General features: G+C 67.5%; 19 protein-coding genes. 6 read left to right on the forward strand and 13 right to left on the reverse strand.

All coding sequences use genetic code 11. The annotated features are described in order from the left end of the window. Positions 1-43: 43 nt before the first annotated feature. Complete coding sequence (locus AB0L57_RS01985) at positions 44-532, reverse strand: nitroreductase family deazaflavin-dependent oxidoreductase (protein ID WP_364955567.1); 489 nt, start codon at positions 530-532, stop codon at positions 44-46. 146 nt (positions 533-678) lie between these two features. Here AB0L57_RS01985 and AB0L57_RS01990 point away from each other — a divergent pair, with 146 nt between their 5' ends. Then, entirely contained in the window at positions 679-1,326 is a 648-nt protein-coding gene (locus AB0L57_RS01990) for a TetR/AcrR family transcriptional regulator (RefSeq protein ID WP_364955569.1), read from the forward strand. Between the two features lie 63 nt (positions 1,327-1,389). Beyond that, positions 1,390-2,199, forward strand: a complete 810-nt coding sequence (locus AB0L57_RS01995) for a hypothetical protein (RefSeq protein ID WP_364955572.1) — start codon at positions 1,390-1,392, stop codon at positions 2,197-2,199. Here AB0L57_RS01995 and AB0L57_RS02000 read toward each other — a convergent pair. Both AB0L57_RS02000 and AB0L57_RS02005 read right to left on the reverse strand, forming a co-directional pair. Next, positions 2,196-3,041 carry a hypothetical protein gene (locus AB0L57_RS02000; protein ID WP_364955574.1) on the reverse strand — a complete coding sequence of 282 codons (846 nt, stop codon included), beginning with the start codon at positions 3,039-3,041 and terminating at the stop codon, positions 2,196-2,198. The genes AB0L57_RS01995 and AB0L57_RS02000 overlap by 4 nt on opposite strands. Before the next feature lie 75 nt (positions 3,042-3,116). Further along, a complete protein-coding gene (locus AB0L57_RS02005) occupies positions 3,117-3,608 on the reverse strand; it encodes a pyridoxamine 5'-phosphate oxidase family protein (RefSeq protein ID WP_364955577.1) in 492 nt (163 codons plus the stop codon). A 56-nt stretch (positions 3,609-3,664) separates the two neighbouring features. Here AB0L57_RS02005 and AB0L57_RS02010 point away from each other — a divergent pair, with 56 nt between their 5' ends. After that, positions 3,665-4,414: a serine protease gene (locus tag AB0L57_RS02010; RefSeq protein WP_364955580.1), complete on the forward strand. Its 750-nt coding sequence runs from the start codon at positions 3,665-3,667 to the stop codon at positions 4,412-4,414. Positions 4,415-4,509: 95 nt separating this feature from the next. On the opposite strand, the gene AB0L57_RS02015 is transcribed toward AB0L57_RS02010, so the two are convergent. The 10 genes from AB0L57_RS02015 to AB0L57_RS02060 form a co-directional block, all read right to left on the reverse strand. Beyond that, positions 4,510-5,556, reverse strand: coding sequence for a ferrochelatase (locus tag AB0L57_RS02015; RefSeq protein ID WP_364955583.1), 1,047 nt, complete (start codon positions 5,554-5,556; stop codon positions 4,510-4,512). Between the two features lie 20 nt (positions 5,557-5,576). After that, a complete protein-coding gene (inhA, locus tag AB0L57_RS02020; RefSeq protein WP_364955586.1) occupies positions 5,577-6,413 on the reverse strand; it encodes an NADH-dependent enoyl-ACP reductase InhA in 837 nt (278 codons plus the stop codon). A gap of 50 nt (positions 6,414-6,463) precedes the next feature. Continuing rightward, a complete protein-coding gene (fabG1, locus tag AB0L57_RS02025) occupies positions 6,464-7,183 on the reverse strand; it encodes a 3-oxoacyl-ACP reductase FabG1 (RefSeq protein ID WP_364955589.1) in 720 nt (239 codons plus the stop codon). 82 nt (positions 7,184-7,265) lie between these two features. After that, positions 7,266-7,610 (reverse strand): peptidase inhibitor family I36 protein, encoded by a 345-nt coding sequence (locus AB0L57_RS02030; RefSeq protein WP_364955593.1) that lies wholly within the window; start codon positions 7,608-7,610, stop codon positions 7,266-7,268. A 95-nt stretch (positions 7,611-7,705) separates the two neighbouring features. Continuing rightward, on the reverse strand, positions 7,706-8,707 hold the full coding sequence (locus AB0L57_RS02035) for a VWA domain-containing protein (RefSeq protein ID WP_364955596.1): 1,002 nt from the start codon (positions 8,705-8,707) through the stop codon (positions 7,706-7,708). Next, the gene (locus AB0L57_RS02040) at positions 8,704-9,681 is read right to left on the reverse strand and encodes a DUF58 domain-containing protein (protein WP_364955599.1); all 978 of its coding nucleotides are present in this window, start codon (positions 9,679-9,681) and stop codon (positions 8,704-8,706) included. Before AB0L57_RS02040 ends, AB0L57_RS02035 begins: the two co-directional genes overlap by 4 nt. 26 nt (positions 9,682-9,707) lie before the next feature. Continuing rightward, positions 9,708-10,832: a MoxR family ATPase gene (locus AB0L57_RS02045; protein ID WP_364957242.1), complete on the reverse strand. Its 1,125-nt coding sequence runs from the start codon at positions 10,830-10,832 to the stop codon at positions 9,708-9,710. Positions 10,833-11,025: 193 nt separating this feature from the next. Beyond that, on the reverse strand, positions 11,026-12,102 hold the full coding sequence (gene mraY / locus AB0L57_RS02050) for a phospho-N-acetylmuramoyl-pentapeptide-transferase (protein WP_364955602.1): 1,077 nt from the start codon (positions 12,100-12,102) through the stop codon (positions 11,026-11,028). A gap of 132 nt (positions 12,103-12,234) precedes the next feature. Then, on the reverse strand, positions 12,235-13,653 hold the full coding sequence (locus tag AB0L57_RS02055) for an NlpC/P60 family protein (RefSeq protein WP_364955604.1): 1,419 nt from the start codon (positions 13,651-13,653) through the stop codon (positions 12,235-12,237). Positions 13,654-14,109: 456 nt separating this feature from the next. Further along, positions 14,110-14,673 carry a DUF6676 family protein gene (locus tag AB0L57_RS02060; protein WP_364955607.1) on the reverse strand — a complete coding sequence of 188 codons (564 nt, stop codon included), beginning with the start codon at positions 14,671-14,673 and terminating at the stop codon, positions 14,110-14,112. Positions 14,674-15,007: 334 nt separating this feature from the next. Here AB0L57_RS02060 and acnA point away from each other — a divergent pair, with 334 nt between their 5' ends. From acnA to AB0L57_RS02075, 3 genes are all read left to right on the forward strand, one after another. Continuing rightward, on the forward strand, positions 15,008-17,806 hold the full coding sequence (acnA, locus tag AB0L57_RS02065) for an aconitate hydratase AcnA (protein WP_364955610.1): 2,799 nt from the start codon (positions 15,008-15,010) through the stop codon (positions 17,804-17,806). 225 nt (positions 17,807-18,031) lie between these two features. Continuing rightward, positions 18,032-18,598 carry a helix-turn-helix domain-containing protein gene (locus tag AB0L57_RS02070; protein ID WP_364955613.1) on the forward strand — a complete coding sequence of 189 codons (567 nt, stop codon included), beginning with the start codon at positions 18,032-18,034 and terminating at the stop codon, positions 18,596-18,598. Positions 18,599-18,643: 45 nt separating this feature from the next. Continuing rightward, the gene (locus AB0L57_RS02075; protein ID WP_364955616.1) at positions 18,644-20,803 is read left to right on the forward strand and encodes a prolyl oligopeptidase family serine peptidase; all 2,160 of its coding nucleotides are present in this window, start codon (positions 18,644-18,646) and stop codon (positions 20,801-20,803) included. The last annotated feature ends 30 nt before the right edge of the window (positions 20,804-20,833 follow it).

The raw sequence follows: 20,833 nt of genomic DNA on the forward strand, positions 1-20,833 counted from the left end.
ACAACGCACGCGCGCAACGCCCTTCGTGTGCACCCCGATCACTTCACGCGCGCGGCCGCAGTACGACCACCGGGATCTCACGCTCGGTCCATGCCTGGTAGGTGTCGAAATCGGCGTAGGCCTGTACAAGCCTCGGCCACAACCGCGCCCGCTGCTCCGCGTCGGCGGTCACCGCGTGCACCGCACGCCGGTCACGGCCGATCTGAATGTGCACGTCCGGATCGGCGACCAGGTTGTGGTACCACTGCGGATGCTTCACCAGCCCGCCCTGTGAGGCCACGATCACGGTGTCGGCGCCGTCGGTGATGTACAGCAGTGGCGTGGTGTAGGCGGTCCCGGACCGGCGGCCGCGATGTTCGAGCAGCAGCGTCGGTACCGGCTTGCGGAATCCGGCGCCGATGCGCCACGTGCCGCCGATCCGCCCGCCCGTGCGGCGGAACACCCACACCTGCACTCGCCCAGCGTATTTGAAGATCTTGGGCAGAATCGGGTGATCGAGTTGTTTCGGACGCGGCGGCGTCGTTGCGGCCATGGCACTTCCTTCCATCGAACAACCTGTCGGAGCGACCATACATCTGGGACCGTGTGTATGGTCAACCCTGCCGGGGCCGCCACACCCCGGCCCGATCGCACCAGCCGGTACCGTCGATCGCGATCGGCACGGCGAGGAGGTGAGTGGTGCGCACGCACGGATGGTCGGGAGCCGCACCGGCCGACGACGACGAGGCCATCGCGCGCATTCTCGCCGCGGCGCGCACGGTGATCGATCGGACGGCCGGCGAATTCACCATCGCCGAGATCGCGCGCGATCTCGGCGTCACGCGGCAGACCGTCTACCGCTATTTCCCCAGCGCCGACGCCCTGGTGACCGCGACCGCGGTCGCGCAGACCGGACATTTCCTCGACGTATTGGCCGAACATCTCAGTGGTGTCCGCGACCCCGCCACGGCCGTCGTCGAGGGCATCGCCCACACCCTCGAACGCCTGCCCCACGAGAAATATCTCAATCTCCTGCTCACCCCCGGCCGCGCCGGCGCCTTCTCCGCCGGGGTGACCTCCGACACCGCCCTGGCGTTCGGTCGCTCCATCCTGCAACGCTTTCCGGTCGATTGGGCCGCGGCCGGTATCACCGATCTCGACGAACTCGTCGAACATATGCTGCGCATCGTCCAGTCCTTCGTGATCGACCCGGGCCGCCCTCCGAGAACCGGGCGTGAGCTGCGCGACTACCTCACCACCTGGGTCGCGCCGGCGCTCTCGGCAGCCACCCGCACCGCCGGTGACCGTGGTCGCGGACGATCGCCGCGCACCACGGCGCCGTCGTGAACTTGCCGGCGGTTGTCTCGTCTGTGGCCACGCGAGTGCCGAGTCGCCACTATCCTCGATCACATGTGTTCTCCCAGTGCCACGCTGACGGTGTGGGCCGGCTCGTGGCTGGCCGGCCGCAGCGCGCCCGACGACGTACTGGACGCCCTGCACGCCTGGTCGGCCCACCACAGTGTGGCCGCCGGTGATCCGGTCACCGGCGGGCGTACCGGATTGCCGTGGCCCACGGCCGAGCCGCTCGAGGCAGGTTCCGGAATCATGATGCTGCTCAAAGTCATTCGCCAGGCGATGGCCGAGCCCGACGCCCAGATGCGGCTGGTGCTGCCGGTCCCCGGCGATGCGCGTGGACTGCCCACCGGTAACGAATTCGCCACCGCGGCAATGGATGCCGAAGAAGGCGTGATCGCGGGTGTACCCGGCGGCGACGGCGTCGCGCTGGTGCCGCAGTGGATCGGCGAGGACACGCTGCAGTGGACGGTGTTCGACACCGCGATTCCGGTCCCGGTCCCGGACATGGCCCTCGGTGAGGCGGAATACGCGATGCGGGAGGCGGTCCGCGAGGCCGCCGAGGCACTGATGCAATTGCACACCACCGCGGTCGGCGGTGACGACGATCCGCGGGAGCTGATCGAGGACGAACTGGCCGACTACTCCCGCCACATCTATCCGGACTCCGCGCCACTGCGCGCCCGCCGCATCCTCGACTCGGCCGACCATGTGGCCGCCATCCTCACCGTGGCCCAGCAGACCGCGCCCTCCTCTCCGAGTTCGGCGAGCGCGCTGCACGCCCAGGAGACATTGCTGCGGCCACTGTGGAACGCGATCCGAGCCGCTCGGCTGGCGGCGGTCAACGCGGCCACCGGGCCGCGCTAACCCGCTCCCAGCTCCAGCTCGTAGTCGTTGTACCGGCCGCAGATCCGCATACCGATGCGCGACAACGCTTCCCGCACCGTCTCGTCGTCGAACTCGAACACCCGCAGCACGGTGATATCGGGCATCGCCGACCGCAATTCGGCTGTCACCGCGCCGAAGATCTCGGTGAGCAGATCGGCGTCGGCCTCACGATGTGGAAACCCCTCCTCGGCGCTGATGTAGGCGTCCGAAACACCGGCGAAGGTCGTGAGCGTCGCGACCGGCTCCACACCGTTTCCGGCGGACAACACCGCGGTGATGAGCACCCGCCCGGGTGGATCGTCCGATTCGGCGATGGTGTGTACCAACCGGTTCCGTGCCTCGGAGTAGCCGTACCGCGACGCGGCCGGATTCAACTCCCACAATCGCGCGTACTCGTCCACCCGCCGCGCCCCGAGCGACACCGCCGCCCGGCCCGAGGGGCCGATATCGGTGCCCTGCCATCGCAGCACGCGATAACCGCCCACCGTGGCCCGGCGTGCCGCCTCGGCCGTCAACCGGCACACCATCTCGGTCTCCGCGGCCTGCGGCTCGGACTCGTCGGCACGGCCCAGCTGCAGCGAATGCACCAGGCGCTGCGCCGAGACCGCCTGCACCCACGCCTCACCGAGACCGGCATCGCGCAGTTCGGCCCAGCCGAGCAGTTCACCACCACCGCGGGCGGCGATCACCCCGAGCAGATCGGCGGTGCCGTCGGCCACGGAGATGTCCTCGAGCACCGGCAGGCCGGTACGCCCCGCGAGCTCGGCCGCCAATCGCAGGCCCGTCCCCGGGTGCTGGTCCCACTCCAGCGCGATGTCCACCTCCGCACAATAGCGGTGAAATAGCTGATAACAGGCTATTTACCGCCGGAAATACGCACGACCGAGATCGAGGACTCAGTGTTTGCGGACCACCGTTTCGCCACCGCCGGGTTTCCAGATCACCACATCCAGATGCCCGGCACCCACCTCGACCGCCGAAGCACCGGTGATATCGGCGGCCAAGAACGGGTCGAGCTGCTGTCCGCGCAGGTCGAACCCGGTGTCGGCATACAACGCCGCGGCCCAGCGTCGCTGCAGATCCGCATCGTCCACCTGATGGACCAAACCCCACAGTTTCGCGTCGCCGTCGCCCACCTGCGGGTCGATCGTGGCGGTGTGCAGGCAGAAGCGTGGATCCCGCCGCAGATCCTGGAATTTCACCGTGCCCGGCATACCGACCAGCCACAGCCGCCCGTCGAACAGCCGGGGTTCGATGGGGCTGATCCGCGGATATCCGTCGCGGCGGGTCGTGCCCAGCAGGCAGAGATTGCCGGTCGCGCCGTGCCGGCGTAGGAACGTCGCCGCGATCCGCGGCGCGACACCGGCGAATTCGGTCCAGTCCGTCATCGTCGTAGGGTAAAACTGCGGCGGCAACGCCAGACGATTATCGAGGGACCGTACCCATGACGAAATTATCCCGCCGGGCGGCGCTGGTGGCCGCTGCCGCGATCACATGCGCACTCGGCCAGACCACCGCCGCCCATGCCGTGGTCGGCGGCACACCCGCACAGGCGTCGGACCACCCCTGGCTGGCGGCCATCGGCAGCCCCGCCTATGCCACCCGGCCCGGCGGGCAGTTCTGCGCCGGCACCCTGATCGCGCCGGATCGGATCGTCACCGCCGCGCACTGCGGTGTCCTGGCGCGCACACTGCCGGGGACCACAGCGACGTTCGGGCGCGGTGACAACGCGGCGGGCGGTGGTCTCACCGTCGCGATCGCCGATGTCCGGACCCATCCCGACTTCCGGGTGTCACTGTTCGGGACCGACCTGGCCTTCCACAACGACGTCGCGGTTCTCGTCCTCGCCGCCCCCGTCCGTCTTCCGACGCTGGATATCGGTGTGCCGCACGGGGACTCGGCGACCATCGTGGGCTGGGGCGCCACGTCGGAGGACGACGACTCCAACACCGTGCTCCGATCGGCGACCATTCCACTGGTGCCCGACGCCACCTGCGCGGCTGCCTACGGCGGCGAGTTCGATGCGCGTGAGGCCGTCTGCGCCGGCTCACCCGCCGCCGATACCGCCAACTTCGACAGCGGCGGACCACTGCTGGTGGACGGCAGACTCGCCGGGATCACCTCATGGGCCAAGGGAGCCGCCGAACCCGGTTTCCCCGGCGTCTACGCCCGGGTGCCGGCACTCGACTTCTGACCGCTGCGCGCGCACCCGGCACACGAACCGCACCGGCCGCGACATGCGCACGGCGAGGTGGCCTTTCCGTGCCGCCGACCATCCACACCGTCGCGCTAGGGTCGGCGCACCGGCGCACAGCAGCCGGGGGCGCACGGCTGCCCGTTGCGGGTGCAGCCGTATCCGGGCACCGTGCCGAGGCGCCGCGGCGTGGCTCCGTTCAGATGCTCGTCGACCAGTTCGGCGACCATCCGGGCGAAACGGGGGTCCGGCCCGGGTGTCCCCGCCCGGGCGAAGGCCATCCCCAATTCGGCCGCCCTGGCGGCCGCCTCATTGTCCAGATCCCAGACGACCTCGAGGTGATCGGAGACGAATCCCACGGGGCACACCACCACGGCACCGACCCCGATTGCCGACAGCGATTCCAGGTGGTCGACGATGTCGGGTGCCAGCCACGGCACCTGCGGCGGTCCCGACCGGGACTGCCATACCACGTCGTACTCGTCGAAACCCGCTGCCGCGGCGCACAATCGAGCCGCCTCGGCGACCTGGCGGCTGTAGAGCCGACCACCGTCGCCGGGAGGGCCCGCCGCGATATCGGCGGAGTCCGGGATCGAATGCGCGGTGAACACCAGCCGCGCGCCGTCCCGCGACTCGATCGGGAGCCGATCCACCGCCGCGCGAATGGCGTCGGTGAAGGATTCGATCAGCAGCGGGTGATCGAAGTACTGGCGCATTTTGGTCAGATCGGGCGCTTCGGGCACCGCCGCGCGAGCACGTTCGATGTCCTCGTCGTATTGCCGGCAGCCCGAATACCCGCCCCAGGCCGAGGTCGGAAACACCAGGGCATGGCCGATACCGTCGGCTCGCATGGTCGCGACGGTGTCCTCCACCATCGGATCCCAGTTGCGGTTGCCGAAGTACACCGGCAGATCCAGTGCGCGCGTGCCGAATTCGGCCTCGATGGCGGCAATCAGCTCACGGTTGAGTCGATTGATCGGCGAGACGCCGCCGAAGTGCAGATAGTGTTGCGCGACCTCTTCCAGCCGCGCGCGCGGTACTCCCCTGCCCCGGGTGACGTTCTCCAGGAACGGCATGACGTCCTCGGGGCGTTCGGGACCACCGAAGGACAGCAGGAGCAGCGCATCGACGGTCCCGGACACGGCGAATTACCTCCCGGCACTCAGTTCGCGGACCAGTTCTCCGGAAACCAGGTGTTGTGGCTGGCGCCACCGTCGACGTAGATGATCGAGCCGGTGGTGCCGGGCAGCCAGTCCGACAGCAGCGCGACGATCGACCGCGCGACCACGGTCGGGTCGTCGACATCCCAGCCGATCGGCGAGGCACCGTCCCAGTACAGGTTGAGCTGATTGAGCTTGGACGCGTCGTCGGTGGCGGTACCGGCGATGGCCTTGGCGGCGAGCGTCTTGATCGGCCCGGCCGCGACCAGGTTGGAACGAACCTTCTTGGCGGCGCCCACTTCCCGCGCCACATAGCGGTTCACCGATTCGAGCGCGGCCTTCGCCACGCCCATCCAGTTGTAGAACGGCATCGCGGTGCGCGGGTCGAAGTCCATGCCCACGATCGAGCCACCCTCGTTCATGGCCGGCAGAACCGCGCGCGACAGCGAGGCATAGCTCCAGGCGGAGATCTCGAACGCCTTGGCGGCGTCACCCCCCGGACCGTCGAGGAACGGCAGCGCCTCGGGCCCCATCAGGGTGCGGGGTGCGAAGGCGATCGAGTGCAGAACACCGTCGACCCCTTCGGGCGCCAGTTCGCGCACCTTGTCCGCGAGGCCGGCCAGATCCTCCTCATTGGTCACATCGAGTCCGATCGCGGGCGGCACCTCCTGCGGCAGCCGCTTCGCGATGCGGTCGATCAGGCGCAACCGCTCGGGTATACCGGTGATGATCACCTTCGCGCCCTGCTCCTGGGCGACCTTCGCCGCGTGGAAGGCGATCGACGAATCGGTGATGATGCCCGTGATCAGGACGGTCTTACCGTCCAGGATGCCGCTCATGAGTGGTGGATTCTCCTCTTGGAAGCTCGGGAGTGGATGTGGCGGTGGGGTCAGTGACCCATGCCCATACCGCCGTCGATCGGCACGATCGCGCCGCTGATGTAGGACGCGTCGTCGGAGGCGAGGAAACTGATCGCCGCGGCGACTTCCTCCGGGCGCCCGATCCGGCCGGCCGGAATGGCCTTCAACGCGGTCTCACGCAACTCCTCGCTCATCTCCTCCCGGGTCATGTCGGTGTCGATGAATCCGGGGGCGACCACATTGGCGGTGATGTTGCGCGAGCCGATCTCGCGGGTGATCGCGCGCGCCATACCGACCAGACCAGCCTTGGCGGCGGCGTAGTTGACCTGTCCGGGAATACCCATCTGGCCGACGACCGAGCCCAGGAATACGATCCGGCCGAACCGCGCCTTGAGCATCGCCCGGTTGGCCCGCTTGGCGCAGCGCCACGCACCGGTGAGGTTGGCGTCGATGACGCGGGTGAACTGCTCCTCGCTCATCCGCATCAGCAAGGTGTTGTCGACGATGCCTGCGTTGGCGACGAGCACCTCGACCGGTCCCTGCTTGGCCTCGACCTCCGAGAACGCCTGGTCGATCGAATCAGCATCGGTCACATCACATTTGACACCGAGCAGGCCTTCCGGCACTCCCGAGCCCCGATGCGTCACAGCGACCTTGTGTCCGTCGGCGGCGAGCCGCTGGGCGACCGCGAGACCGATGCCGCGGTTACCGCCCGTCACCAGAACGGACCGAGATGTGAAGTTCGACATGGGGGTAAACCTACCCTCCGAGACCTGCCGCAGACCAATGGGGCGTCAGGACTCGAGGGTAGGCCACAACGGCATCAAACAATCAGCACGGTTTGCACCAGGAAACGGATGCGGCGTCGAAACCGAAGTCCGACGGTGTGGTCGCAGCATTGGTCGACCGTCCGGTGCAATTGCCATTCTCCCAGAAGGTCAGTGACTCACCGGAGCTGTTGGCCACCGACCGCGCCGTTCCGCCCTCCGGATAGGTGGGCAGACACGCGGCGACCTCCACCTTCGGAATCCATTCCCGGGGCGTGCCCGAGTAATTCGCGCCGGACCACATACAGACCGATCCGCCCGGGCAACCGTCTGCCGCGTTCGCACCGGGCGCACCGACCATCATCAGCGCGACAACAAAAGAAACAATGAAAGCAATACCCGCCCGCATTGTCGACTCCTCCCCTTGGTAGACGAGGAGATCTTATCCGGAACCGCGGTGAACGACAACGGGTTTCACGCACCCGGTGGCCACGTCCGGCCCGCCTACGGCAACCGCTGCCGGTAGGCGAGTCCGGCGACCGCGCCGGCGGCGGTGATCAGCAGTCCGAGCAGCAGCCAGGGCCGACTCGCGTCACCCATGGTCATCTCGTAGCCGATCTGCTCCTCCAAGGTGTCGTACACCTTCGACAACTCCTGCAGCGAGGACGCGGTATAGAATTCACCGCCACTCAGCGTCGCCACTTGCTGCAGCGCGTCGTCGTCGACCGCCACCGCCTGCTGAACCGGCGGCCCGTTCTCCGACGGCAGCTCCACCACACCCCATTTGGTGCCGAAAGAAATGCTGGAAATGGGGACGTGCTTTTCCTTGGCCAATCGGGCGGCGACGAATTCGTGTCGCGGATTCTCGATATCGCGAAAGTCCGGGACCGTCTGCTTGCCGTCCGACATCAATACGATCCGCGCCGGCGGCGGTTCCTCCGCACCACCGAGCACCGATGCGAGATTGTCGATCGACTGCAGTGCGGACAGAATGCCCTCACCCGTCGCCGTACGCTCGGCGAGTTTCAGATTCCCGATGGCGGCTTTCATCGATTCGTGATTCGTCGTCGGCGACACCAGCACCGACGCCGTGCCGGCGAAGGACACCAGCCCGATGTTGACCCCGGCGGGCAGCCCGTCGACGAATTGCTTGGCGGCCTTCTTCGCCACCTGGATTCGGCTCGGTGGCACATCGGTGGCCTCCATCGACAGCGAGACATCGATGACCAGCATGACCGTGGCGCGGTTGCGCGGCACCTTCTTCGCCGCCTGCGGACCCGCGGCCGCCACCGTGAGCAGTACCAGGCCGACCAGTATCAGCGCCACCGGCGCATGCCGCCAGCCGCTCGGCCGTTTCGGCGCGACCCGTTCCAGGGTCTCCATATTGGAGAACCGCAACATATGACGTTTGCGGCGACGCTGCACCAGCACATACAGCAGCGCGATGGCGACGACGACGATCAGGAACGCCAGCCAGATCGCGGACGTGAAATGCGAAATACTCACTGTCGGGGCACCTGCCCGGTCGGAGCGCCGAAGGTATGGCGCCTGGTGGACACGAAACGGACCACGTCGGCGATCCAGTCACGATCTGTGCGCAGCGTCATCACCGGCGCACCGCAACTGCGCAGGGCCGCCTCGACCTCGACGCGATGCTGTTCGGCGGCGCGCCCGAAATCGGCGCGCAGCGCGGAGGTGACGGTGAACTCGCGGGTGCGGCCGGTCTCGGGATCGTGGAGCACCACATCGCCGACATCGGGCAGGTCCAGATCCAGCGGATCCAGGATCTCCACACCGAGCAGATCGTGACGGCCGGAGATCGCTCGCAGCGAACGCTGCCAGTCGATCTCGCCGAGGAAGTCCGATACGACGACGGCCAGACCGCGTTTGCGTTGTGGCCGGCGCAGCGATTCGATGGCGCCGCGCAGATCACCGCGCACACCGTCGCTCGCATGCGGGGTGGTGGCGATGCGCCGCAGCAGCGATTGCGCGTGCACACGGCCGCTGCGCGCCGGAATCCGGTACAGCCGTTCGCCGTTGGCGATGACCGCGCCGATCCGGTTACCGCCGCCACTGGTGAGATGGGTGAGCGCCGCGGCGGCCGCGACCACGAGATCGCGCTTCTGACACAACGCGGTGCCGAAGTCGAGACTCGCCGACAGGTCGACAACCAGCCAGGTCTCGAGTTCACGGTCGGCGATCATCTGCCGCACGTGCGGATGGGTCGTGCGGGCGGTGACCGACCAATCCATCTGGCGCACATCGTCACCGGGCTGGTAGAGCCGGGCGTCACCGGGTTCGGACCCGGGACCCGGGATCAGGCCGAGATGGTCACCGTGCAGGACGCCGTCCAGGCGGCGGCGCACCGTCAGTTCCAGCGTCTTCAGTGCCGCCGCCAGCCGGGGATCACGGAGATCACCAGCGCGGAACGACGGCGGCGCGCTGTCGGGGTGGGCAGGGACATGTGCTGAGTTGTTCACTGGCACAACCGGATCCGATGCCCTGTTCACTGGCGCTGTGGCTGCCCGGCGCCCTGACCGTTCTGCGGCTGAGCCGGGTGCGGGGGCACAGGCTGCGGCGGACCGGCCTGCTGACCCGGCATCGGTGCCGCCGCGGGTGCCGGCGCGTTGGCCTGGGTGGCGACCTGCGGCAGACCGACCGTCTGCAGTACCCGGCGAATGACATCGTCGGGGCTGACCTCGTCGGCGAGCGCGTCGTAGGACAACACCAAACGGTGGCGCAGCACGTCCGGTATCACCTCGACCACGTCCTGCGGCACCACATAGTCGCGGCCGCGGATCAGCGCGACCGCGCGGGCGGCGGCGATGATGCCGAGGCTCGCGCGCGGCGACGCACCGTAGGCGATCCAGCCCGCGACATCGTCGAGACCGAATTCCGCCGGGGTACGGGTGGCGGCGATGACCCGCACGACGTAGTCGACGAGCGCGTGGTGCACGAAGGTGTTCGATGCGAGCTTCTGCAGCCGGATCAGCTCATCGGGGGCGAGGATCTGCTTGGGCTCCGGCGGGGTCACGCCCATCCGGTAGATGATCTCGCGTTCCTCCTCGACCGTCGGGTAGTCCACGACGACCTTGAACAGGAACCGGTCGCGCTGCGCCTCGGGCAGCGGGTACACACCCTCGCTCTCGATCGGGTTCTGGGTCGCCATGACCAGGAACGGATCCGGCATCGGGTAGGTCTTGCCGCCGATGGAGACGTGCCGCTCGGCCATGACCTCGAGCAGTGCGGACTGCACCTTGGCCGGCGCGCGGTTGATCTCGTCGGCGAGGACGAAGTTGGCCACCACCGGGCCCAGTTCGGTGTCGAACTCCTCGCGGCCCTGCCGGTAGATCCTGGTACCGATGAGATCGGTGGGCACCAGGTCGGGGGTGAACTGCACGCGCGAGAAACTGCCGCCCACCACTCTCGCGAAGGTCTCGACGGCCAGCGTCTTGGCAATACCCGGAACACCCTCGAGCAGTACGTGCCCGCGAGCCAGAACGCCGACGAGCAGCCGCTCGACCAACCGGTCCTGACCGACGATGACCCGTTTGACTTCGTAGATCGCCTTCTCCAGGGTCGCGACGTCACGCTCCAGGCTGGCCGACACCGGTTCCGGCGTCTGCTTCACCGCACTCGCAGCGCTCACATCGTCCGTCGAAGTCACCAAAATCCCCGCTTTCACTTCGGTCTCTATGCGTGCCGCCCCAACTATTCCAGGTATCGAGCGAGTTTGCCGCAACTGGGCTCGCACAATGTCGCCACACCGGCCCCCGGGCGGATCGGGAGCGGCGTATTCGTGTCCGGATTGGCCGATTTACCCGTCAGCCGACCGCGGCCAGATATTCGGCGTAGAACAGGGCCAGGCCGACCGCGGCCGCGATACCGGCGAGCAGCCAGAACCTGATGATCACCGTTGTTTCGGGCCAGCCACCGAGTTCGAAATGGTGATGGAACGGCGCCATCTTGAACACCCGGCTGCGGGTGGTGCGGAAAACCATGATCTGTACCGCCACCGACAGAATTTCGGCGAAGAACAGCGCACCCACGACCACCATGAGCAATTCGGTGCGGGTGGTGATCGAGATACCCGCGAGCAGACCGCCCAGCGCCAGTGAGCCGGTGTCGCCCATGAAGATCTTGGCCGGGGCGGCGTTCCACCACAGGAATCCGATACACGCGGCACCACCGGCCGCGCAGACCACGGCCAGATCCAGCGGATCGCGCACGCTGTAGCACCCCGGCAGGGGCCGGGCCGCGCAGGAATTGGTGTACTGCCAGAAGGTGACGATCACATAGGCACCCAGTGCGAAGCCCATCGAACCGGCCGCCAGCCCGTCGAGACCGTCGGTGATGTTCACCGCGTTCGACCAGGCCACCACCACGAAACAGACGGCCAGAAGAAAGACGACCAGCGGAAACGACACCGTCGGCCAGTCCCGCACATAGGACACCTGCCGACCGGCCGGGGTGAGGCCGGTGGCGCCGGGGAATCGCAGCGCCAGGGCGCCGAAGACCACCGCGGCGCCGATCTGCCCGATGTACTTGCCGGTCGCCGTGAGGCCGAGGTTGCGATGTTTGCGGATCTTGATGAAGTCGTCGAGGAAGCCGACGAATCCGAGCGCGGTCGCCAGGCCCAGCACCAGCAGGCCCGATGCCGAGGGCCCGGCCACGTCGTACCGCAGGCCGATCAGGTGCGAGGCGAGATATCCGGCCCACAACCCCGCCACGATCGCGATCCCGCCCATGGTCGGGGTGCCGCGTTTGGCCTGATGGCTCTGCGGGCCGTCGACCCGGATCTGCTGGCCGATGTTGCGACGTGCGAACAACCTGATCAGCAACGGCGTCACGGTGATCGAGACCGCGAGTGCGATCGCCGCCGAGAACAGGATCTGCCTCATCAATACCCCAACTACTGCCGAATTCCCGGCACCCTACCGAACGGAACGGCACCATTGTGCCGATTCGCATGGTAGCCAAGATCATTCGGCCGCACCGCCTCCGGCCCGCCCGGCACGGGCCCGGTGGCGATCTCAGGTGATCAAACGGACCGCGTACGGCATGATGCCACCCTCGCGGACCGGCGAAATCTTCACCACGTCACCGGATTCGGGCGCTTCGATCATCTTGCCGTCACCCAGGTACAGCGCCACGTGCTCACTGCCGTTGGCACCCCAGAACAACATGTCGCCGCGTTCGCGCTGCGCGACCTTCACCCGGGTGCCCATCGTGTACTGGTAACCGCTGTAGTGCGGAAGCGAGATACCCACGCCGGCGAAGGCGTAGAGCATCAGGCCCGAACAGTCGAAGCCCACCTTGTCGAAGTCGCCGTAGGAGTCGGCGACACCACCGTCGTGAATGCCCTTGGACGGCCCGTCCTCGTCGCCACCGCCCCATGCGTAGGTGACCCCGAGTTGTGACATCGCACGATCGACGACCGTCTCGACGAGTTCGGTGCGGTCGCCGCTGGGCCGGCTGGGCGTCGACATCGATCGGCGCGGTGGCGGTGCGTCGTCGAGCTGGGTGTGCGGGCGGCGGCTGGAGCCGAGTTCGGCGGCGCGGTCACGAGCGGCCTGATCGGCGGCGGCCCGGGCTGCCGCGGCGCTCGCGGCGGCCTGCGCGGCGGCGACCTCGGCACGGCGCTGCCGGTCCCAGGTCAGGTACGCATCGCGCTGCCCCTGCAGGCCCACGACGTTCGCACGCGCCGAATCGAGTTGCTGCTGGGCCGAATTCCGCTGCGCCATCAGCGCATCACGTTTCTGCGCCTGTTCGTCGAGGGCGGCCTTGGCCGCCGCCACCGCATCCTGGGCCTGTTGCCGTTTCTGCTCGGCCTCGGCCGCCGCGGCATCGGCTGTCTTCTTGGCCTGGCGGGCCGTGGAATCCCGGTTGGCCTGTTCGATCTGCGCACGCCGCAGGCCGTCGATCGCGGACTGCTGATTCTTCGACGCCATCCCGAGCAGATCGGCGCGATCGAGCGCGGCCGACGGATCGGAACCGGCGAGGTAGTTCACCATCGACGTGGATCCGGGACGGGTGTAGGCGTCGACCGCGAATTCGTCGAATTTGCCCTGCGCCTGGCCCACCTGGGTGCCCGCGGCCGCCAGATCGTGCTGGGTGACCGTCACCGTGGCCGCGGCCGCGTCGGCGGCGTCGCGGGCGTTCTGCAGATCGACCAGAGCCTTGTTGACCGCCTCGCGCTTACCCGCGACCTCGGTATCGAGCTGTGCCAGTTGCTGATCCGCGGTCGCGACCTGGTTGATCAGTCCGCTGACCTGATTCACCCCGGCGTCGACCTGCGCACCCGCCGCGGCGATGTCGCCGTCGCTCGGATTGGGCGGTGGCGGCGGCACGGCGGTCACCGACGGCGCCACGATCGTCAGCGCGACCCCACATAAGAGCAAACCCACAGCGATCTTCGCGGTGCCCCCCGGCCGCTTCGTCGATGTTCGCATCACACCTCCCTGGATCCCGCTGCCACTCCCGGCGAATCGAGATTCGCCAGAACTGCGCTGGGCGACCGGTCGAGGCGTCGCCGCATGGGCACCAGCACCCCATCCATCCCCGAGGGGACACTGGAAGCCCATGTGACACTTCTTCCCCAAAAGCGTCAATCGAAACCGTACGACACTTCTTTCACAGAAAAAACATCGAACGACGAATCACATAGGGGTAATTTTCGAGGTAGCCGAGTATTTGCTAACGCAAGTTCAGATAACCGGAGAGAACCAAACCGATCGTTCAGTTCTCTTTCCGAAAGCGCGACTCGAGATTCGGATACCGCACTGCCGCACACACTTCGGCGTCACCACCGCGAACTCTCGGCATCATCGGCGGCGCCTCGAATTCCCGCACACATCGCGGGCAACCGGCAGACCCCGCCGCCAGCAGGTACGCGAACAGGCGCCGGACTACCGAACCGACGCGTCCTGCTCCGCGATCGCCTCGGGCACGGGTCCCGCGTCCGGCCCACGCCGGCTCTTGACCATCAGCAGCCCGACGATCACCGCGACCAGGCCGGCGAGCAGGACGATCGTGATCCCCGTCCACGAGACCGTCGACGGCGTCTCCAGCCGGTGCACGAAGGCACGCGCCGCTTCGACGCTGTGCCCGCCATGCCGGAACTTCGCCACATCCTCGGCCCGCTCGAGCCGATACCGGCTGACGGTGTCGCTCGAGGTACCCGCCCAGTCGTCGCTGAGAACCAGCACCGTGCCGTGTTCGGACTTGCCGATGACGGTCGCCAGGTCACGCAGCGAGGAATCCGGCGCCGGATTCCCCTTGACCACCACGACGTTCAGCGGCATTCCATGGTCCCGCGCGTCGGCGACGACGGCGGCCAGCTCGGATTGATCGACGTCCTCCGAGGCAGCGACGTGATTGTCGGCAAGGTCCGCCACGATGGCATCGACGTCGGTATCCTGCGGCAGCTCCGCGGCCATGGGGGTGAAAACCGAGGCATACGAGACGGTCATCTTCCATCCGGTCTTTGTCGAGCCGTCGACTCCAGCGACGGACGTCCAACACATTCACATGATCAACACACACACCGGGCCCGCACATCGGAGACGACACTCCGACGGGGCCTGCGAGCACATTACGCGACGAGGGCATGATGGATTGCGGCACGCCGCGCCGGGCGTGCCCCGCACGCTTCATAGGACAAGCGTACTGTTAGAGTTCTGAGGTACGAGGCGCGCAGCCCGAAACGCGCCCTCGACGCACGCCACCGGCGCAGCCCCGCCGGTGGCCACCCACGGGGTACGCACGCGCGCCCCGATCGGAACACCGACGAGTGGAGCTGAACGTATGACAAGTATCGATACATTCGGCGCCAAGGGCACCCTCGAGGTCGGAAGCAACTCCTACGAGATCTTCCGCCTCTCGGCCGTGCCCGGCACCGAGAAGCTGCCCTACGCCCTGAAGGTCCTGGCGGAGAACCTGCTCCGCACCGAGGACGGCGCCAACATCACCGCCGACCACATTCGCGCCATCGCCGGCTGGGACCCGTCGGCGGAGCCGAGTATCGAGATCCAGTTCACCCCCGCCCGCGTGATCATGCAGGACTTCACCGGCGTGCCCTGTGTCGTCGACCTGGCCACCATGCGCGAGGCCGTCACCGCGCTGGGTGGTGACGCGAACAAGGTCAACCCGCTCTCACCCGCGGACATGGTCATCGACCACTCGGTCATCCTCGACGTCTTCGGCCGCGCCGACGCGCTCGAGCGCAACGTCGACCTCGAGTACGAGCGCAACTCCGAGCGTTACCAGTTCCTGCGCTGGGGTCAGGGCGCCTTCGACGATTTCCGCGTCGTCCCGCCGGGCATGGGCATCGTGCACCAGGTCAACATCGAGTACCTGGCGCCGACCGTCATGACCCGCAACGGTCAGGCCTACCCCGACACCTGTGTCGGCACCGACTCGCACACCACCATGGTCAACGGCCTGGGCGTGCTGGGCTGGGGCGTCGGCGGTATCGAGGCCGAGGCCGCGATGCTGGGCCAGCCGGTATCCATGCTGATCCCGCGCGTGGTCGGCTTCAAGCTGACCGGTGAGATCAAACCGGGCGTGACCGCCACCGACGTCGTGCTCACCGTCACCGACATGCTGCGCAAGCACGGTGTGGTCGGCAAGTTCGTCGAGTTCTACGGTGCCGGTGTGGCCGAGGTGCCGCTGGCCAACCGCGCCACCCTGGGCAATATGAGCCCCGAATTCGGTTCCACCGCGGCGATCTTCCCGATCGACGAGGAGACCATCAACTACCTGCGCCTCACCGGCCGCAGCGATGAGCAGCTCGCGCTCGTCGAGGCGTATGCCAAGGAGCAGGGCATGTGGCACGATGCCGCGCACGAGCCCGCGTACTCGGAGTACCTGGAGCTCGATCTGGGCACCGTCGTGCCGTCCATCGCCGGCCCGAAGCGCCCGCAGGACCGAATCCTGTTGTCGGAGTCCAAGACCGCGTTCCGCAAGGACATCCACAACTACACCAACGACGCCGAGGCCGCGCCGCACTCGCAGCTGGACGAGGCCCTCGACGAGTCCTTCCCGGCCAGCGATCCGGCCGAGCTGTCCTTCGCCGACGACGGCGCGATCGTCCCCAGCGCCTCCAACGGCAGCACCGGGCGGCCGTCCAAGCCGGTCAAGGTCTCCGATCCCGAGCGCGGTGACTTCGTGCTCGATCACGGCGCCGTCGTGGTCGCGGGTATCACCTCCTGCACCAACACCTCCAACCCATCCGTCATGATCGGCGCGGCGCTGCTGGCCCGTAACGCGGTCGAGAAGGGCCTCGCGTCCAAGCCGTGGGTGAAGACCAACATGGCCCCGGGCTCGCAGGTCGTCGCCGACTACTACGAGAAGGCCGGCCTGTGGCCGTACCTCGAGAAGCTCGGCTTCTTCGTGGGTGGTTTCGGCTGCACCACCTGCATCGGCAACACCGGTCCGCTGCCGGACGAGATCTCCAAGGCGATCAACGACAACGACCTGTCGGTCACCGCGGTGCTCTCGGGTAACCGCAACTTCGAGGGTCGCATCTCCCCCGACGTGAAGATGAACTACCTGGCCTCCCCGCCGCTGGTCATCGCCTACGCGCTCGCGGGCACCATGGACTTCGACTTCGAGGTCGACGCCCTCGGTAAAGACAACAGCGGCAACGACGTGTTCCTGAAGGACATCTGGCCGTCGCCGCAGGAGATCGACGACACCATCAAGTCGGCGATCAGCAAGGACATGTTCACCAAGTCCTATGCCACCGTCTTCGAGGGCGATCAGCGCTGGCAGGGGCTCAACACCCCGGAGGGCGACACCTTCGCGTGGGACGAGAACTCGACCTACGTCCGCAAGGCGCCGTACTTCGACGGCATGACGATGGACCCGGCCCCGGTCGAGGACATCAAGGGCGCGCGCGTGCTGGCGCTGCTGGGCGACTCGGTCACCACCGACCACATCTCCCCGGCCGGTCCGATCAAGCCCGGCACCCCGGCCGCGCAGTACCTGGACTCACACGGCGTGCAGCGCAAGGACTACAACTCCCTGGGCTCGCGTCGCGGTAACCACGAGGTGATGATCCGCGGCACCTTCGCCAACATCCGGCTGCGCAACCAGCTGCTCGACGATGTCTCGGGTGGTTACACCCGCGACTTCACCCAGGACGGTGCTCCGCAGGCGTTCATCTACGACGCCTCGCAGAACTACCAGGCCGCGGGCACCCCGCTGGTCGTGCTGGGTGGTAAGGAATACGGGTCCGGTTCGTCTCGTGACTGGGCCGCCAAGGGCACCCGCCTGCTGGGCGTCAAGGCCGTCATCACCGAGTCGTTCGAGCGCATCCACCGCTCCAACCTCATCGGCATGGGCGTTGTGCCGCTGCAGTTCCCGGCCGGTGAGTCCGCCGCGTCGCTGAAGCTGGACGGCACCGAGGTCTTCGACATCGAGGGCGTCACCAAGCTCAACGAGGGTGTGACCCCGAAGACCATGAAGGTCACCGCCACCAAGCAGAACGGTGAGAAGGTCGTCTTCGACGCGGTCGTTCGCATCGACACCCCCGGTGAGGCGGACTACTACCGCAACGGCGGCATCCTGCAGTACGTGCTGCGCAACATGATTCGGGGCTGATCACGCTCCCCACACCGCGGGGATGACCCGATGATCCACGGCCGATCGTCCCCGCCGGGCGGTGTTTCGGCACACCGTGCCGGGCCCGGCCACCACTGGGTGGCCGGGCCCCGCACGAATATCGTTGCGCCGCCGAGGATCTACACGCACCACACTCGTACTGTGACAACCCCCGCGCCGGTTCGCGCCGGCGCGGGGGTCCGTGCATTCCCGCTGGAGGAGCCCATGCCCAAAGTCAGTGACGATCACCTCGCCGCCCGGCGCAGCCAGATTCTGGACGGGGCGCGGCGGTGTTTCGCCGAATTCGGGTACGAGGGCGCCACCGTCCGCCGCCTCGAGGAGGCCATCGGACTGTCGCGCGGCGCGATCTTCCACCATTTCCGCGACAAGGACGCGCTGTTTCTCGCCCTGGCCCAGGAGGACGCCGGACGGATGGCCGAGGTCGCGGCCAACGAGGGCATCGTGCAGGTCATGCGAGAGATGCTGGACAATCCCGAGCAGTACAACTGGCTGGGAACCCGGCTCGAAATCGCCCGGCGGCTACGCACCGACCCCGAGTTCGCGGCCGGCTGGACCCAGCGTTCCAATGAGCTCACCGCAGCCACGCTGGCCCGTCTGGAACGCCGCAAGGCCGCGGGCGCGCTGCGCGACGACGTCCCCACCGATGTGCTGCTCGGCTATCTGGATCTCGTCCTCGACGGCCTCATCGCACGCATCGCATCCGGGCACGTCAACGAAAACCTCACGGCGGTACTCGATCTGGTGGAGGCCTCGGTCCGCCGCCGGGACTGAGTTCTCCGTAGCCGTATCCGGCCCGACACGTCGTAGGCTCTGACCATGGCCATCGGGCGTGGACGAGCGAGAACATCGGTCACCACTTCGATGTGGCGGGCCGTGGTGCTGCTGCTGGTCGGTGTCACGGCCGTGGCGTGCGGCGGCAGCGGGCCGGCGCCGAACGATCCCTATCTGTGGCTGGAGGAACTCGACAGTCCCCGGGTCCACGCCTGGGTCGACCAGCAGAACCACCGCACTCTCGATGTGCTCGAACACGATTCGCACTACTCCGACAATCTCGCGCAGGCCACGGCGCTGGCGAAGTCCTCCGCACGGATCGCTCTGCCGCAGTTCCAGGACGGTGCGACCGTCGACAACTTCTGGCAGGACGGCGACCACAAACGCGGTATCTGGCGTGAAACCTCGGTGGCCGATTACGAGACACCGCAGCCACAGTGGACCACCCTGGTGGATCTCGATCAGTTGTCCCGGGACGAGGGTGCGAACTGGGTGTGGAAGGGCGCAGTCTGCGACCCGGTCACCCATCACCGTTGCCTGGTCAGCCTGTCCGACGGCGGCGAGGACGCCGTCACCGTCCGCGAATTCGACCGGACCACGAAACAATTCGTCCCCGACGGCTTCGTCGTACCGCGAGGCAAGGTGGATGCCACGTTCAGCGACGAGAACACCGTCCTCATATCGCGGGAGTGGCAGCCGGGTGAGATGACGGCCTCGGGTTACCCGTACGTGGTGAAACAGTGGCACCGCGGCCAACCTCTCGACGCGGCAACCGACATCGCGCGCGGCGACCGCACCGACCAGCTGTCGACGACGCCCGCGGTGCTGGACAACGGAACCGGGCGCCGGATCGACGTCATCGTCCGCGGCCGGACCTTCTTCGAACATGACACCCAGTTGCTCACCGCGACCGGCCCGGTCCACACCACATTGCCGCCGAAGTCGAATCTCACCGGCTTCATCGGCAATCACCTTCTGGTCTCGCTCGACCAGGAGTGGCAGATCGGCGCGACGACGTATCCGGCGGGTGCGCTGGTGTCGGTGGACGCCGACCGGCTCATCGCCGATCCACAGCATCCCGTGGTCGTGCCGATCTACGTGCCCGGTCCAGCACAGAGCCTCACCGGCGTGCAGACCACCCGTGACCGTGCCGTGGTCACCTCGCTCGACGATGTACGCGGCCGCGCCACCGTGTACAGCCCGCAGCCGGACGGCAGCTGGTCCGGTACGCCGGTCGCCCTCCCCGACAACGCCACCATCGACACCGTCACCACCGACCCGGCCGGCGACCGCGGCTATCTCACGGTCACCTCGTTTCTCGAGCCGACCACGCTGTGGAGTCTGGACACCGCGGACGCCGTGGCCCGGCAGGTGAAAAGCACACCGCCACAGTTCGATTCGTCGCGCTACGTGGTGGAACAACGCAAGGCCGTCTCACCCGACGGCACCGCGGTCCCGTATTTCGTGGTGCACGCCGCGGACATGAAATACGACGGCACCAATCCCACCCTGCTGTACGCCTACGGCGGCTTCGCGACCTCGCAGACACCGGCCTACTCGGGACTGCTCGGCCAGTTGTGGCTCGACCACGGCGGTGTGTACGTGCTCGCCGACATCCGTGGCGGCGGCGAATTCGGTCCCGCCTGGCACGAAGCCGCCCGCACCGTCCACCGGCAACGGGCCTTCGACGATTTCGCGGCGGTCGGCAAGGATCTGGTGACCCGCAACATCACCACACCGCGCCGGCTCGGTATCCAGGGCGGCTCCAACGGCGGCCTGCTCATGGGCGTGGAGTTCGTGCAGCATCCGGAGATGTGGAACGCCGTCGACATCCAGGTGCCGTTGCTGGACATGATGCGCTACGAGAAGATCGCCGCGGGTGCCTCCTGGGTCGACGAGTACGGCAGCGTCGATGATCCCGCCCAGCGCGCGTTCCTCGAATCCATTTCGCCCTACGCGCAATTGCGGCGGGATGTGCCCTATCCCGAACCCTTCGTCTGGACCACCAGCAAAGACGATCGGGTCGGCCCGCAGCACGCCCGCAAGTTCGCCGCCCGGCTGGCCGAATACGGCACACCGTATCTGTTCTACGAGGCCGGTGCGGGCGGCCACGGCTCCGGTGCCGACCGCGAGGAGCAGGCGCATACGAGCGCGCTCGAATTCACCTATCTGATGCGGCGGTTGATGGAACCGCCGCCTCGGTGATCAAGCGCACGCCCGATCCGGAAATAGCGG

The organism is Nocardia sp. NPDC052254 (assembly GCF_040679495.1).
Taxonomy (GTDB): domain Bacteria; phylum Actinomycetota; class Actinomycetes; order Mycobacteriales; family Mycobacteriaceae; genus Nocardia.

Bases quoted from the DNA above. Each gene is read 5' to 3' on its own strand.
- AB0L57_RS01985 (WP_364955567.1), bottom strand. From the start codon at position 532: ATGGCCGCAACGACGCCGCCGCGTCCGAAACAACTCGATCACCCGATT.
- AB0L57_RS01995 (WP_364955572.1), top strand. From the start codon at position 1,390: ATGTGTTCTCCCAGTGCCACGCTGACGGTGTGGGCCGGCTCGTGGCTG.
- AB0L57_RS02005 (WP_364955577.1), bottom strand. From the start codon at position 3,608: ATGACGGACTGGACCGAATTCGCCGGTGTCGCGCCGCGGATCGCGGCG.
- AB0L57_RS02010 (WP_364955580.1), top strand. From the start codon at position 3,665: ATGACGAAATTATCCCGCCGGGCGGCGCTGGTGGCCGCTGCCGCGATC.
- inhA (WP_364955586.1), bottom strand. From the start codon at position 6,413: ATGAGCGGCATCCTGGACGGTAAGACCGTCCTGATCACGGGCATCATC.
- fabG1 (WP_364955589.1), bottom strand. From the start codon at position 7,183: ATGTCGAACTTCACATCTCGGTCCGTTCTGGTGACGGGCGGTAACCGC.
- AB0L57_RS02030 (WP_364955593.1), bottom strand. From the start codon at position 7,610: ATGCGGGCGGGTATTGCTTTCATTGTTTCTTTTGTTGTCGCGCTGATG.
- mraY (WP_364955602.1), bottom strand. From the start codon at position 12,102: ATGAGGCAGATCCTGTTCTCGGCGGCGATCGCACTCGCGGTCTCGATC.
- AB0L57_RS02055 (WP_364955604.1), bottom strand. From the start codon at position 13,653: ATGCGAACATCGACGAAGCGGCCGGGGGGCACCGCGAAGATCGCTGTG.
- AB0L57_RS02060 (WP_364955607.1), bottom strand. From the start codon at position 14,673: ATGACCGTCTCGTATGCCTCGGTTTTCACCCCCATGGCCGCGGAGCTG.
- acnA (WP_364955610.1), top strand. From the start codon at position 15,008: ATGACAAGTATCGATACATTCGGCGCCAAGGGCACCCTCGAGGTCGGA.
- AB0L57_RS02070 (WP_364955613.1), top strand. From the start codon at position 18,032: ATGCCCAAAGTCAGTGACGATCACCTCGCCGCCCGGCGCAGCCAGATT.
- AB0L57_RS02075 (WP_364955616.1), top strand. From the start codon at position 18,644: ATGGCCATCGGGCGTGGACGAGCGAGAACATCGGTCACCACTTCGATG.